We start from the raw sequence: 14,831 nt of genomic DNA, 5'->3' as shown, positions 1-14,831 counted from the left end.
ATTCAGGGTGGGGTCGTTTACTGCTGAATCTGCATCAGCAGATAGGCCGCAATGTTGCTGTTGCGGCTCATCAGCGAGCTGCCGTATCGGTTCAGGGCGAAGGCCACCGGGTCGCCGATGGGGGCCTGAAGCTGACGATCGAGGATGGTGACGTACCGAACAAACGCATCCACAAACTCCATTGCAGAGGCGTACCGTGTGTCGGTTTGGGCCTGCTGGGCAAAGGCTGAAGCAATGACCGCACCCATTTCAGGCGTGAAGGGCATATCCGCCGGGGCAATCTGCTCGAAAACGGCTGCAACAGCCGCCATCCGCTCGCTGTCCTTGAGGATATTGGCAGCGCCAATCAGCTGAGCACAGGCACTGCAGGGGTTTAGGGTCGGGTTCAGGGCCAGCGAGTTGGCAATCGCCACCTGGAGCTGGTCGGAATGAATGCCCAGCTCCGCCGCCGCCGCGTCCATCTCCACCGGACAGCCGCCCAGACGCGGTTCTTCCGGCCGATAGAGCGGAGCGACTTCGCCGGCAGGCACCGGCGTTTCCGGCTCATCAAAAACCCAGGCCCGACCGTCCGTAATCTCCGGGTTTTCCAGACCGGCTCCGCGGAGGACATAGTTGTATCCGGCCGGGAACGGGCCTTCCCCTTCCGCCGGGTCGGCATACGGCAGACGACCATAGGCGTCCGCCCGCCATTCGGTGATGCGGGAGACAACCTCGAGGCGGTCGCCGACATCACTGGTGATGCCGTTGCCGGCCAGCGAAATCCTGAAGTCTGTCCCGAAGGGAAGAACAGAATCATAGGCGTCGATAACCATCGCACCTTTGGACACAAGCTGCACGGTTTCTTCGACCGGCACCATTCCGTCAGGGCTTTCATCCGCGAGGGCGACGGGAAGAACAGGTGCGTCTTCGCAAGAGCGAATCCGGGTTTTCATATCCATTTGAACATTGCCGGCCGTGCTGGCCAGATAGACGGCTGCATCAAAAGGTACACCCGGGTTGCGGTCATAGCCGCCGATTTCCGCCGGACTGTCGAGCAGGAAAAGGGTATCCCGGTCATCCACATCGCTGTAGTATCTGCCGAAGGCGTTCAGAGAGCCGGAGGGGCCGAGAACAAGGTTCTCCTCGCTGATAACCGCAATCGCCAGCCGGTCGAACTGCTCGACCTGGGAGCCGTTTTTGAAGTAGTAGAGCGGGTTGACCACACCCAATCCGGCTTTGTGGTCGGAGCTGCCGGTAATATTCACATTCAGCCCCTCCGAAGTGCCGGAGTAGATACGTCCGGTCATCGAGTACAGCAGCACGCCGCCGGTCGGCCAGACGCCGTAGAAGCAGCCGGCCGTGGGAGTCCAGCCCGAACCGTCCGGCCCGAAGGTGGTGATGTCGCCGGCAATCTGAATATCGTGTTTGCCGAGGACCCACAGATTGCCCTGATGGGTGCTCAGGGCCGGCCCGCTGTTCTGGTGCCGCAGGTCGATCGAGCGGAACAGCTCATTGAAGCCCAGTCCCCACAGCCAGAGGTCGCCGGCGGTGCATTTGCGGACGTACCCGTCGGCCTGAATGTAGCGGCCGGCATGAAGAACCTGGTCGCCGAAGCCGTTCAGCTTTGTATTGGCCATCAGGTGAATATAGTCAATCGCATAGGCGCTGCCGCCCAGATAAATCGTGTTCTCGGCAGCGTCGATTTGAATGTGTCGGCCTGCAGTCAGGTCGCCGCCGACCCGAACATCACCGATTTGCCCGCCTTTGGATTTGTCGGCGTTGGCATACAGTCCGATGTGACCGGCGGCAAAGACCTGTCCGTCCAGCCGGATATGGTCATCGGAAATCATATCGATGCTGCCGCGGAGGGCCTGGGTGTCGCCGTGGATGGTAATGGTATCCAAAAGGTAGCCGTCCAGTGCCCCGTTTCCGGCCCGCAGATTCATACCGGCGGCGGTGACATTTCCATAGACCGTCATCTCGGAGGCCTGGCCGGCAACCATGCCCGACTGCATCGCCAGATGTCCGGCGGCGTTCAGGTCGCCGTAAACCAGAATATCATCCCCCGCCTGAAGCGTCAGATCACCCAGACCGGTCAGGGTATTGGCGGCGCGGATATCGCCTTTAGCGGCCTGGAGTCTGCTGCCGGCGGCGGCAAGCGTTTTGTCGTGGAAGGTGCCGTTCTCGCCGAGATACAGACTGCCGCTGCTGACCGTCACGTCGCCGCCCAGTTCAATCTCATATCCGGCGTTCCAGCCGCCGTCGAGCGTCAAATCGCCGGCTCTTGTTTTCTGAATAGAACCCTTTGCAGTCAGTTTTTTCCCGCTGCCGTCCGCATCAAACGTCTGATGCCCGAGTCCAAAGGCGATGACGGGATTTTCAAAAATCAGGTCTCCCCAGACGGTGCTGACATCGTCGGCCAGGTAGATTCCGCTGCCGCCGGCCAGATTCAAATCGCCGGCGGTTGTCTTGCGGACAGAGCCGTCCGCCCGCATCCAGGTGCCGGCCTGAATTTTTTGGTCGCCGGTGCCGTTCAGACGCGTATTGGCGGTCAGCCAGACATATCCGGCCGCCGTCGTGTTGCCTCCCAGATAAATGGTATAGTCGGAGGCGGACATTTTGATGTTGCCGCCGGCGGTGACGTCTTTGGCCAGAATGATGTCGTCTTTGGCCTGGAGGGTAATATTCCCGCGGTCAGCGGCAATCGTTTCCGAGCCGAGAATGTCGCCGTTGGAGGACGTGACCTGGATGCTGCCTTCATAGGCCCGCAGCGTCTTGGTTCGAATATCTCCGCTGCCCTGGAGGGTGATGTTTTGCTGAGCTGTGGATTCGATGGATTTCCACTGGTCGGCGGCATTCTGGTTTTTTCCGCCGTTGGCGGCATCAACTATGATGACGGAGCCGCCTGTGCTGTTGGCAATCAGATCGGTGTTGTTCTGATTGCCGAAGGTGAAGTTTTTCAGATTCAGGTCCGGCGTCTGCTGAAGTTTGAGCGTGCTGCCGGTCACCTGAATGAGGGTGTTTTCGGCCTGAATCTGACCGCCGGCAATCAGGGCCAGATAGTGTTCGCCCTGCAGCAGGGTGCAGTTGTCTTTTTCCGAGCTGGGGATTCCGTCATTTTTCAGCAGGATATCGCCGCCGGCCTGCAGGGTCACGCCGTTTCCGGTCACATTGGTCGCATAGGTGTCATTGTACAGGGCGATGTTTCCGCCGGCGGTCACGTCGCCGTCCAGCGTAATCGTGCCGGGGTTGTATCGGATTGTTGTGATATAATAGCCGGAGTAGTAGCCGGTCGGAACCCACTGATAGAGTTCTTCTTCGCCGGTGACGGAGATTTCAATATTGCCGCCGGCGGTCAGGGTGCTGCGGGCATGGATGTTGCCCCAGACCGGTTCCGGATTCAGACAATCCCGGCCTGTGATAGTCAGGTTTCCGCCGGCCGTCACGGCCGCACCCAGATCAATATCATTGCCTTTCAGGTCAATATGGCCGGAGGCGGTCAGCGGAGCCGCCGCAGAGGTTTTCAAATCGCCGTTGACGTCGTGGTTGTTATCCGCAATCAGGTTCATATTTCCGCCGGCGGTCAGAGGGGCGTTGACGGTGATATGGCGGTCGGCGTTCAGGTTCAGTGTGCCGCCGGTCTGAACAGCCGAGTTGACTGTAATGTCGGTGTCGGCATTTAACGTAATATCGCCGGAGCCGGTAAAGCGGATTCCGCTGTCCAGTTTAATCCAGTTCTTGGCATTGACGGTCAGGGATGTATCGGCGCTGTTCTGAACATCCCGTCCGGCATCGAACCAGACCCATCCGGTCTGGGATTCGCAGCGGCTCGAATAATCGGTTTCAAGAATGACCGAGCTGTAGGACAGATACTGCTCGAGTTTTTCAATCGGCAGGCGCGAATACTGGTTGTCGCCGGAATCGCTGTCCAGCGGTTTCCAGATGTCGGAGGAATTATAGAAGATGCCTTCTTCGGTTCCGGAGGCGACGACTTTAATGTTTCGGGGGTCCAGGAGGAAGGTTCCTTTGCGGCCGTTGGCGGCCGTCAAATCCACATCGCCGGCCGTTTCGGTATAAGCTTTGCCGGACAGTTCGGCAAAACCGCCGCTGCCGGATTCCGAACCGCCTTTGGCCTGGATTTGAGCACCCTGGCTGAACAGAGCGGTCTGCGGTGAAAAGACAATCACCTGTCCGCCGTCGCCGTTTTGGGCGGCGTTAGCGGAGGTAACACTCTCCGAACCGAGAATGACCGCTTCCCCCGCCGTCAGGGCGACCCGGCCTCCGTTTCCTTCTTGAGCATCCGCCGAGACCGTGCCGAATTGGCCGACGCGGCCTGTTTCAGTCTGCACAGAGGCCCCCAGACCTTTGAGGTCATCAAGGGCCTGTACGTACAGGTCGCCGGCGGCCAGAATAATGGTGCCGGCCGGAGATTCGATTTTCCCGTTCTCTTCATTGACGACAAGGGCGGAGGATTCCGGAGCGGAAGCCAGCCGGACCCGCACGGGGCTGGATTGACTCTCGGCCAGATAGACCTCATCCGCCGAGGCCAGCAGGACAAAGCCGCCGGCCGGGGTCTGGATGATTCCGCGGTTGATGACTTCCCGTCCAATCAGGGCCACCTGCTCGGCGGTAATGGTGCCGAGGTTTTTGACGGCTCCGTCGGTGACGATAAACTTCAGCGTGTCCTGAGTCAGGAAGTCCTGGTCGCTGATGGTCATCGCACCGGCGGTGAACTTGGCGGCCTGAACCGAAGCGGTCGGGCCGAAGACGACGCCGTTCTGATTAACGATGATGATATGTCCCTGATTGCCCAGAATGGTGCCGTCGATACGGGTGGCCGACGACTGCAAATCCCGGTTGAGGACGACAAATGCTCCGCCGTCCCGGACAAACTGCAGGGTCTGCTTGTCGCTGATGTTCAGGTCCTGCCAGTTGATGACGGCCTTGGCGGGACCGGCACCGGCATTGACCGTTACGGTGGTTACGCCCTCGGCGGCGATGGGACCGACAGAGACATTGCCGGTCTGCGGCTCCGCTCCGCTCATCGCCCGGACCTGAGCGATGTTCAGATGAAGCGTGCAGACAATCAGCAGAAGAGAAGTGGCCTGACGCACCGTGAGAGCCGAAAGAGACTGAGCAAAAGTTTTCATTGTATTCCCCTCAATTTATTTTTTCTTGAAAGATTGTTCTGGTTCGTTCGAATCTTTTTTTGACGGTTTACCAGCGTATCAAAATGCCGGCATGCAGCCGACCTTTCCCTTCCCGAGTGTTTTCCGTGGCAATCAGCGGATAGCCGGCATACACAGTGCCGGTCAGATGGGTTCCCAGCTCGGTGATGAGTCCGCCGCCGATGGAGCACAGCTCCGTATCCGTCTGTTCAAAAGGCAAAGCATCTCTGATACGGGCCTGGCCGTAGTCCAGAAACACCGCCGGTGCCAGTTTGCGCAGAAACGGTTTGGGCTCAGACGCGGCGGAGCGGTCATTTCCGCTGCGGACCCGGTCGGCCTGAACAAGGTCATATTCGTATTGGAGCGAAGCCAGAATACCGCCGTCGGCAATGACTTCGTATTCGTCGTATCCGCGAACGGTGTACATCCCGCCGAAGGCGGACATCCGCGAAGGCACCATCCGTCCGTCGGAACCCGTCCAGGAGAACGACCCGCTGAGCCGGTGCACTTTGCCCGCATCCAGGTATCGGCTGTGACGTACAGCGGCCGTGTACACAGCAAAATCCTCATCAGCGGCTCCGGACCCGCGAACGGTCAGGAAATCGCCGGACGTTTCAAACGACTGCAGCTGGGAGAAGCTCACAAACGTTTCGGCACGGTCTTCGGTCTTGTACAGTTCGACGCCCCAGCCCCACAGGTCCATCCGGACTTCGGAGGTCTGCACAAGCAGCGGACTGGTCCGGCTTTCCTCCTGAATGAGGGTGCCGGTCACGTCAAAGAACCAGCCGTTGTGCTGGAGAGCATGCCAGCGCAGCTGCGTGCCGTAGAAATATCCGCGACCCAGAAAATCAAATGTACCCAGGCCCTGGCTGTTGTATTCGCTGTAGGCCCCGAACAGACTGGCCCTCAGGAACGGCGTCAGCAGCGGAAAGTCGTAGCTGCTGTACACGGAGAATTCGTCCTCGAAACCGCGCTCGGGCTTGGCCTGATAAATGGCGGTAAACCGGTCGTCAAACCCGAGAGCATTCGTGTGAATTAAGCCGATGCGCGGGGCCCATTTGCGGTCGTCGGTTCCGGAATTGTCCACCTGAAGGAACCAGTGCCAGGGGTTGGCTTCATAGACATTGTATTGGACCGACAGTGCATTGGGCTCGGTGCCTTTGCTGATCAGGGCGGATACATACCGGTCCGGATTGAGATTCATCACCCCAAGAAAGTCGTTGAGTTTTTTCTGATTGAGCACGGTGCCGCTTTTGACGGGGGACCACTCCTCCATCAGGCCTTCGCGCAGATAGGTTCGGGAAGCGGGCTGCAGGTCCGGCGTGAATGACTGACGGCTGACCGTCTGAACCCGGGCCTCGAGAATTTGAATCGGCAGGATTCCCTGTCGAATCGCCCCGTCCGGGCCGAAGGCCTCTGCGGGGACATAGACATAGATACCCGCGTAGTTGTGCTTCTGATACACCTGAAGGAGATATTGGGTCAGCCCCTGAATGGTCCGCGCCGAGACGGTTCCGGCTTCTCCGGGCTGGGCAATCAGACGCCGAATGTCCCGGAAATCATAGAGGGCAGCCGGCTCCGCAGGAAGCTGATAGCGTCCGGTGCTGTCAAAAACAACCGGAATGTCTTGGAGAAGTTCTGTCGTTGTCAGAACCCGATTTCCCTGAATCTGAATCTGCCGGACGGCATAACGAGGCGTGTCATCCGCAGGCAGAAACTCGACGAGGGCTTCGGGAGAGATTCTTCCTTTGGCCTGTGTTGTTTTGGTTTCAGTCTTTTTTTCCTGTTCGGCAATTTTTTCGAGGATTTCCTGTTCAGGGCTGACGGCGGGTTCAGCAAACTCTTCTTTGGCGGCCGACAGAAGGCCGGCAAGAAGAATCAGGAATCCGCAGGCCAGTCCGGAGATATGGACTGTCTGAAGTTTGTGAACAGAAAAGCGGCAGTGTACTTTCGGCCTCCCAGCTCGGTTCATGGATTTCTCCCTAAAATGTTTCTGGCCCCATTGAGGTAGAATCTGCATAAAGACTCCGTATGTATATGGCTGCATTTTACACGAAAAAGAATGGTAAATCAATAAATCTTAAGGGGTTAGGAGGGAAAATCAGCGAGGTCCGATAAAAGAAAAAATCTTACGGTTTCTGAACATTTTGTATAGGAGCCGGCTGGGCGGCATACAGAGATTTTTAACTCAGCCGGATTTGACAAAAGGGCAAATATATGGAAGGGGGCTGTGGTCTAAATTTGCGGAATGGACGTTGACGAAAGCGGCTTTTTGGGCTATCCTGCCCAGTTTGTCAAACGGCAGGAACTGTCAAATTGGTTGAGTATGGAAAGGTGGGCAATTTGAAACGAACACATCATTGCGGTCTGCTCCGGCCGGAGCATATTGGTCAGGAAGTGGCACTCTGCGGCTGGGTCAATTCCTACCGCGATCATGGCAATCTCGTTTTTGTGGATTTGCGGGACCGCAGCGGTCTGGTTCAGATTGTATTTGACCCGGAATGCGATGCGGACAGTCACCAGCTGGCTAGGACCCTTCGCTGTGAATGGGTGATTGCCTGCGAAGGCAAGGTCCGCGCCCGCGGGGCCGGACTGGAAAATCCGAAGCTGGACACCGGACAGATTGAAGTGGTGATTCATCGGCTGACGGTCCTGAATACCGCCAAGACCCCGCCGTTTGACCCGGATAACGCCGAGCAGGTCAATGAAGAGCTGCGTTTGGCGTATCGGTATATTGACCTGCGCCGCCGTTCGATGCAGAAGCGGCTGCAGGTGCGTCACCGGGTAGCCAAGATTGCCCGCGACTATTTTGACCAGCAGGGGTTCTGGGAAGTGGAAACGCCCATGCTGGGCAAAAGCACCCCGGAAGGGGCGCGGGATTTTCTGGTTCCAAGCCGGCTGTGCAAAGGGATGTTTTATGCCCTGCCGCAGTCGCCGCAGCTGTTCAAGCAGATATTGATGGTGGCCGGCTGTGAACGCTATTTCCAGATTGTCCGCTGTTTTCGGGATGAGGACCCGCGGGCCGACCGACAGGCGGAGTTTACCCAGATTGATGTCGAAATGAGTTTTGTGACCGCGGACGATGTGATGACGGTCAATGAGCGGCTGATTGCCCGCATTTTCCAGGAGATTCTGGGGGTTCAGGTCCCGCTGCCGGTGCCGCGGATGACCTACCAGCAGGCAATGGAGGAATACGGCATCGACCGGCCGGATTTGCGGTTTGAGATGAAACTGAAGGATATCAGTGATATCGCGGCGGCCTGTTCGTTCAAAGTCTTTACGGATGCCGTCCAGAAGGGCGGAATCGTCAAGGGTCTCTGTGCACCCGGAGGCGGCAAATATTCCCGAAGCGATATTGAAAAAACCCTGACGGATTTTGTTACTGATTTGGGGGCCAAAGGACTGGCTTGGTTTAAAGTAGCCCCTTCAGAATCGGGACATGGGCTGGAGCTGAAAAGCAATCTGGTGAAGTTCTTTACGCCCGAGCAGCAGCAGGAGATTCTGAGACGGTTTGAGGCTAAAGCGGATGACTTGATTCTATTGGTGGCGGACAAACCGGCCATAGTCAACAAGGCCCTGGCGCCGCTTCGAGTGCGGCTGGGCAAGGAGCTGGGTCTGATTAAAGAGAATGATTTTCGGTTTACCTGGGTGGTGGATTTTCCTCTGTTTGAGTGGAATGAGGAGGAAAAGCGGTATGATTCGATGCATCACCCCTTTACGGCTCCGGTTCCGGAGGATTTGCCCAAACTGGATACCGACCCGGCCCATATCCGCTCCCAGGCCTATGATTTGGTTGTCAACGGTTCGGAGGTCGGCGGGGGCTCAATTCGTATCCACCAGCCGGCTGTCCAGGCCAAGGTGTTTGATTTGCTGAAAATCACGCGTCAGCAGGCGGAAGAGCGGTTCGGATTTTTCCTGAAGGCCCTCGAGTACGGGGCGCCGCCGCACGGCGGGATTGCCTTCGGTCTGGACCGGCTGGTCATGCTGCTGACGGGTACGGATAATATTCGGGATGTGATTGCCTTTCCGAAAACCCAGCGGGGCCAGTGTCTGCTGACTGGGGCGCCCAGCGATGTGGACCCCGCCCAGCTGCAGGAATTGAATCTTCGCGTTCAGCGGCATCATCAGGAGCCCAAGAATCAGGCGGAAATGCAGTAACGAATGAAGTCTCTGCGGTCATGGCTGTCTCGAGCGGCTGCGGAAGCCGTCCGGTCGGTTCGGATTCGTTCGCTGTCCCTGGCGGAGAAGTGCCGGCTGCTGTTCGGGGGAGCGATGCTGCTGACGCTGATCCTGGCTCTTTCCATTCCCTATTTCTGGATGGGAAAGCTCGCTCAGAAAAGTGTGCTGGATGCCGGGCGGGCCATCACAGAACTGATTTTTGAGCGGCACTTCCAGCAAATCTCCGCGCGGGAGGGGGGACGGCCGCTTCTGACGGAGCTGGGCCATCCGGCGGACCCGAATGAATATGTGGTTCGCTGGATTCGTCTGGACCAGACGGAGCAGCAGCGGAAGTCCCTGGAAGCCCTGACCCCTGCGCAGCGGGAGAAGCTGGAGGAGCTGCTGGAGGATGAACATGTGCAGGACGCCGCCTGGTATGAAGAGCATGCCCGCCCGCCCCGCAATCATTATCTTCGGCTCGTTCGGGCCAAAGATACCTGCCTGCAGTGTCATTCCAAAGACGGCTCGGCCGCCCCGTTTAACCTCAATCAGCAAATCGGGGTGCTGGTGGTGCGGATGCTGCCCCGTGAGACGGCCCGCACGGCCCTGATGAATCAGCTGTGTGTGATTTTTGCCGGCCTGATTGCCGGGACCGGTGCGGTCATCGCGTTTTATATGATTACCCAGCGGGTGATTCTTCGCCCTGTGCGGCAGCTGCGCGGACTGGTGAACAATATTGCCGAGGGAAATCTGGAGATTCGCAGCGCCATCCGCACCGGTGATGAATTTGAACGGCTTTCGGATGCCTTCAATCATATGCTGGACAATCTGCTTCAGTCGCAGCAGAAACTGCAGGAAGCCAATCGGCAGCTGGACGCCAAGATTGCCGAGCTGTCGGAAAAGAACATCGAGCTGTACAAGGCCAACAAACTCAAGAGTGAGTTTTTGGCGAATATGTCGCATGAGTTCCGCACGCCGCTGAATGCCATTTTGGGCTTTGCGCAGCTGCTTTATGAGAAGCCGGCCTCAGACCCGGACAAGTGCCGCCGCTGGGCGGAAAACATCATCACCAGCGGTCGGTCGCTGCTGAATCTCATCAATGACCTGCTCGATTTGGCCAAGGCGGAATCCGGCAAAATGGTTCTGCACATCGAAAAAACCAGTATCAAGGAATTGTGCGAGGGGCTGGTGGCGTTCTTTTCTCCGCTGACGGAGCAGAAGCGGCTGAAGGTTCGGCTTCTGATGGAGGACAATCTGCCGCTGGTTCAGACGGACCCGGGCAAGGTCCAGCAGATTCTGTACAATCTGCTCAGCAATGCCGTTAAGTTTACGCCGGAGGAGGGCCGCATCCAGATTCATGTCAGCCGGCCGGATGAACGAAGCGTCCGTATTTCGGTTGCCGATACCGGGCCGGGCATTCCGAAGGACCAGCAGGAGCATATCTTTGAGAAGTTTCGCCAGCTGGACGGCTCCCTGACCCGAAAAGAGCCGGGCACAGGGCTGGGGCTGGCCATCTGCAAACAGCTGGCGGAACTGTTGGCCGGTACGGTGGAGGTGGAAAGCGAAGTGGGGAAGGGCTCAGTCTTTTCGCTGACGATCCCGATTGCCCTGCCGAAAGGAGCGGACTCCGGCGGTCAGGGGGGAGGATGAAAAATCAGTTATCAGTCGTCAGTTATCAGTCGTCAGTTATCAGTCGTCAGTTATCAGTCATCAGAGAAGAGAGGAGGAGCGTTTCCTTCGGACGGAGGATGGTCGTGCGGCCTTATCGGGGCGGTTTGCCGGCGCAGAGGGATTGGGTGTGTTTGAAGCGGACAAGCCGGCGGGCTTTGGAGAGTAGATTATTAATTTTCGTTCTGTATTTTACCGCCTGCACTGCGCGTCGGATTTGCCGACAGGATTTCTGCAGGGCCCGATTTTTCGGCTCAATTTCGAGGGCCAGTTCCGCCCGCCGGAGGGCCTGTTCCCACTGCTGCTGCTGAAGGCTCAGCCAGGCGCCTGCCAGATGAAACGCCGGCAGGTCGGGCTTGAGCGACACGGCCTGCTTGAGGCACTGCTCGGCCGCATCGTATTCCCGCCGCACCGCCAGACACAGGGCCAGTCCGTAGAACGCCAGCGGTTCAATCCGGTCCTGGTCCAGCACCCGCAGAAAACACCGGCAGGCCGTCTCGTGCTGCCCCAGCCGGGCGCTCAGCCAGCCCATTGCCAGCAGGACATCCGGCTCATCCAAATCCGTGCTTATCTCCTGATGCAGGTACTGAATCGCCTTCTCCGGTTCTTTTTCTGCACAAAGCTGAGCCAGACGAAAACGGGGGCCTTTCAGTTTTCGGTCTGCTCCGAGGGCCCGCTGATAATACTCAATCGCCTCTTCCGGCCGGCCCAGATTCAGGACCAGTTCGCCCTTATAGAACCAGGCCGGCGCATACTCCGGTTCCAGTTCGAGCAGCCGATTGAATTTTTCTTTGGCCGCTTCGATATCCCCCTGCTGGAGCAGGAAAATCCCGAAGTCCAGAATCACCTCCAGATTCCCCGGCTCCCGGCGGATTTCCTTCAAAAAATACTCACGGGCCTCCTCCCGGCGTCCGGCCGCCCAGCACGCCTGGGCAATCCGATAATAAATCTGCGGATGATTCCCATCCAGATGGGCGGTTCGCTGCCAGCACCAAATCGCCCGCTCATAGCGTCCCTGGCTGAACAGGGCATTGCCGATATTGTAAAAGCAGATGGGACAATCCGGCTCAATCTGCTGAGCCAGATAAAACATCTCCTCTGCCTTGTCATATCGTTCCAGTTCTGTATAGGTAATAATCCGGTTGCAGTAGCAGGGCTCATACCCCGGGTCCATCTCCTCGATTTTTTCAAAAATCTCCAGCGCCAGGTCATATTGGCAGGTTCGTGTATAATCGACCGCCAGGGAGTTGAGAATCTCTACATCCTCCCCGCACAGTTCAATCGCCCGAAGGTAGCACTCAATCGCCTCCTCATACCGCTCCAGTGCATCCAGCGTCAGGCCTTTGTTAAAATACCAGGCCCCGTAAGACGGATTCATTTCGATGGCCTCTGTGAGCTTTTCGAGGGCCTCCTGCATCTGCCCTTTTTCATACAGTTCAAAGGCCTCGCAGGCAATCACGTCGGCCTGGTCCCACGGGTGCTCATCCGGGTCGCGAAACGAGTTTTCATTTATCATAAGTGCTTTCTCCTGAAGGCCTTGCTGTTCTTCTCATCGCAGCTGCCCGGCGGCGGGCTGTCTGCCGTTTCTGTATCGGCTCAAACGGCGGGTTGGTTTCTGACAAGGGCGTTTTTGAGGATTGCAAAAACTTTTTTCTGGCCTTACTCCGGATAAGCCCTTATAATCGCATAAGTTAAGAAACAGCACGGTCCGGATTTTTTTCAGGTCCGTTCTGGTTTGTGCAAAAAGGCGTCCGATAAAAAATCGGCTTCAGGAGACCGCAGGAAACAAAGGGTGAAGTCTTTGGGTTGGGAGCAGAGCATATGATTCAGGAAATCAAAGGTCAGTTAACAGCCGGCAGCGGCCAGTATGCGATTGTGGTCAGCCGATTCAATGAATTCATTACCTCCCGTCTGCTCGGCGGGGCGATTGACTGCCTGCAGCGTCATGGAGCCAAAGATGAACAGATAACGGTTGTCTGGGTTCCCGGGACCGTCGAAATTACTCCGGTGGCCCGCCGGTTGGCCGACAGCGGAAAATACGCTGCCGTCATCTGCCTGGGGGCCGTTATCCGCGGACAAACCACCCATTATGACCTCGTCTGTCAGCAAATCAGCCGGGGTGTCGGGCAAATCAATTTTGAGTGCAAAACGCCGGCTATCTTCGGGGTGCTCACCTGTGAGACGCTCGAGCAGGCCATCGAACGGGCGGGCACCAAGCAGGGCAATGCCGGCGCTGCTGCCGCCATGGCGGCAATGGAGATGGCCGACCTCCTCAGCCGCCTTTAAAAGGCCGTGGAAATCAGAATGTTCTTTTCACATTTTTTTCAGGGATGAGCGGTGGATCGCAGAAGCAGAGCCAGGGAATTAGCGATACAGGCCATTTGCCAGCTGGATGTGCAGGGCGAGCAGGTCCTGCCTCTGCTGGCTCGTTTTTTCCGGGAAAACAGCGATGACGAGCTTGTTGTGCACTTGGCCGAACAGTGGACGCGGGGGGCCTGGGAACATTGGCGCCGCTGCGATGAGGAAATCGCCGCCTCGGCTGAAAAATGGAACGTGAACCGGCTGTCCATGGTGGACCGAAGCATCCTCCGCCTGGGGGTTTATCAGCTGCTGTTCTGTCCGGATATCCCTGAAAAAGTCGCCATCAACGAGGCCATTGAACTGGCCAAAAAATACGGCGGCGTCCAGTCTCCCCGTTTTGTCAATGGGGTACTTGATGCCGTGTACCGTCGCAAGAAAGAATCAGGAACGGTCAGCCATGTCCAGCCCTGAAGCCCCCCTCCGTCCCTCTTCATCCTGCCGGATTCTGGCGGTCCTGAACCAGAAAGGCGGCGTCGGCAAGACGACGACGGTCGCTAATCTCTCGGCGGTCCTGGCTCAGTCCGCCAAACGTACACTCGTGATTGACCTGGACCCGCAGGCCCACCTGACGATTCATCTGGGGGCCGATGCCGAGACCTCTCCCTCCGGTTCCTATTCGGTTCTGACCGGCACACGGAGTGTTCAGGAAGCCCTGATTCAAAGCCGCCCTAATCTCTGGCTGCTCAGTTCCGGGATTGATTTAGTCGGAGCTGAAACGGAGCTGGTCAATGAGGTCGGACGGGAAACGATTCTCCGTAACGCCCTCGAGCCGCTTCGCGAGCAGTTTGATTATGTTTTCATCGATTGTCCCCCGTCGCTGGGGCTGCTGACGCTCAATGCCCTGGCGGCGGCGGAGGAAGTACTGATTCCCATCCAGCCGCATTTTCTGGCCCTGCAGGGATTCGGCCGACTTCTTCAGACGATTCGGCTGGTCAATCAGCGAATCAATCCGGCCCTTCGGGTCAAGGCGATTCTGATGTGCATGTATGACAGCCGAACCAGTCTGTCCGCGGAGGTCAAGAATGACATCGAGCGGTTTCTCGAATCCGCTCGGCAGAACCGAACGCCCTGGTCCGGAGCATCTGTGGTGCCTGTTCAGATTCGCCGCAACATCAAGCTCGCGGAGGCCCCCAGTTACGGCAAAACCATCTTCGAATATGAACCATCCTGTCATGGGGCCGACGACTATCGGGCCGTTGCTCAGTACCTTTTCGGAGAAATCAGCCCTTCGGAATCGCCTGTCTCGACTCAGCAGGATAAAACAGCGGTGTGTGAACGAACCGATGCGGCGGAAACCGCACCCGACAGGACGTAAAAAAAGACCGCTTTGTGGATGAGAGGAAAAGCGGTCTTCTGAAAAAGAATCCAAAACGATTCGCAGATTTTCTTTTTTCCATTATGAAAGACGGTTGAGTTCTGTCAATCTTTTTTTTGCTTTCTTGTGGGATGGCCATGGAACATCGTATCCCCCCAAAGAGGATCCGCTGCATGACAGAC

At 57.4% G+C, this 14,831-nt stretch carries 8 protein-coding genes; 5 read left to right on the top strand and 3 right to left on the bottom strand.

All coding sequences use genetic code 11. The features are described 5' to 3' along the window. Nucleotides 1–17: 17 nt before the first annotated feature. Both WHS88_10605 and WHS88_10600 read right to left on the bottom strand, forming a co-directional pair. Nucleotides 18–5,129, bottom strand: a complete 5,112-nt coding sequence (locus WHS88_10605) for a filamentous hemagglutinin N-terminal domain-containing protein (protein MEJ5260626.1) — start codon at nucleotides 5,127–5,129, stop codon at nucleotides 18–20. Nucleotides 5,130–5,196: 67 nt separating this feature from the next. Beyond that, entirely contained in the window at nucleotides 5,197–7,119 is a 1,923-nt protein-coding gene (locus WHS88_10600) for a ShlB/FhaC/HecB family hemolysin secretion/activation protein (GenBank protein ID MEJ5260625.1), read from the bottom strand. A gap of 371 nt (nucleotides 7,120–7,490) precedes the next feature. On the opposite strand from WHS88_10600, the gene aspS reads away from it, so the two are divergent. Both aspS and WHS88_10590 read left to right on the top strand, forming a co-directional pair. After that, entirely contained in the window at nucleotides 7,491–9,305 is a 1,815-nt protein-coding gene (gene aspS, locus WHS88_10595) for an aspartate--tRNA ligase (GenBank protein MEJ5260624.1), read from the top strand. Between the two features lie 3 nt (nucleotides 9,306–9,308). Next, complete coding sequence (locus tag WHS88_10590) at nucleotides 9,309–10,955, top strand: HAMP domain-containing sensor histidine kinase (protein MEJ5260623.1); 1,647 nt, start codon at nucleotides 9,309–9,311, stop codon at nucleotides 10,953–10,955. Nucleotides 10,956–11,067: 112 nt separating this feature from the next. Here WHS88_10590 and WHS88_10585 read toward each other — a convergent pair whose 3' ends face one another. After that, nucleotides 11,068–12,489: a tetratricopeptide repeat protein gene (locus tag WHS88_10585; GenBank protein MEJ5260622.1), complete on the bottom strand. Its 1,422-nt coding sequence runs from the start codon at nucleotides 12,487–12,489 to the stop codon at nucleotides 11,068–11,070. 305 nt (nucleotides 12,490–12,794) lie between these two features. On the opposite strand from WHS88_10585, the gene ribH reads away from it, so the two are divergent. From ribH to WHS88_10570, 3 genes are read left to right on the top strand one after another with little or no spacing between them, the layout of a single operon-like run. Continuing rightward, entirely contained in the window at nucleotides 12,795–13,259 is a 465-nt protein-coding gene (gene ribH, locus WHS88_10580) for a 6,7-dimethyl-8-ribityllumazine synthase (GenBank protein MEJ5260621.1), read from the top strand. A 51-nt stretch (nucleotides 13,260–13,310) separates the two neighbouring features. Continuing rightward, on the top strand, nucleotides 13,311–13,745 hold the full coding sequence (nusB, locus tag WHS88_10575) for a transcription antitermination factor NusB (GenBank protein MEJ5260620.1): 435 nt from the start codon (nucleotides 13,311–13,313) through the stop codon (nucleotides 13,743–13,745). Beyond that, nucleotides 13,732–14,649 (top strand): AAA family ATPase, encoded by a 918-nt coding sequence (locus WHS88_10570; GenBank protein MEJ5260619.1) that lies wholly within the window; start codon nucleotides 13,732–13,734, stop codon nucleotides 14,647–14,649. Before nusB ends, WHS88_10570 begins: the two co-directional genes overlap by 14 nt. Nucleotides 14,650–14,831: the final 182 nt, after the last annotated feature.

The sequence above is a fragment of the Anaerohalosphaeraceae bacterium genome (assembly GCA_037479115.1).
GTDB lineage: Bacteria > Planctomycetota > Phycisphaerae > Sedimentisphaerales > Anaerohalosphaeraceae > JAHDQI01.
The sequence above is the reverse complement of the archived record's forward strand: the minus strand, read 5'-3'. Positions and strand labels throughout refer to the sequence as shown.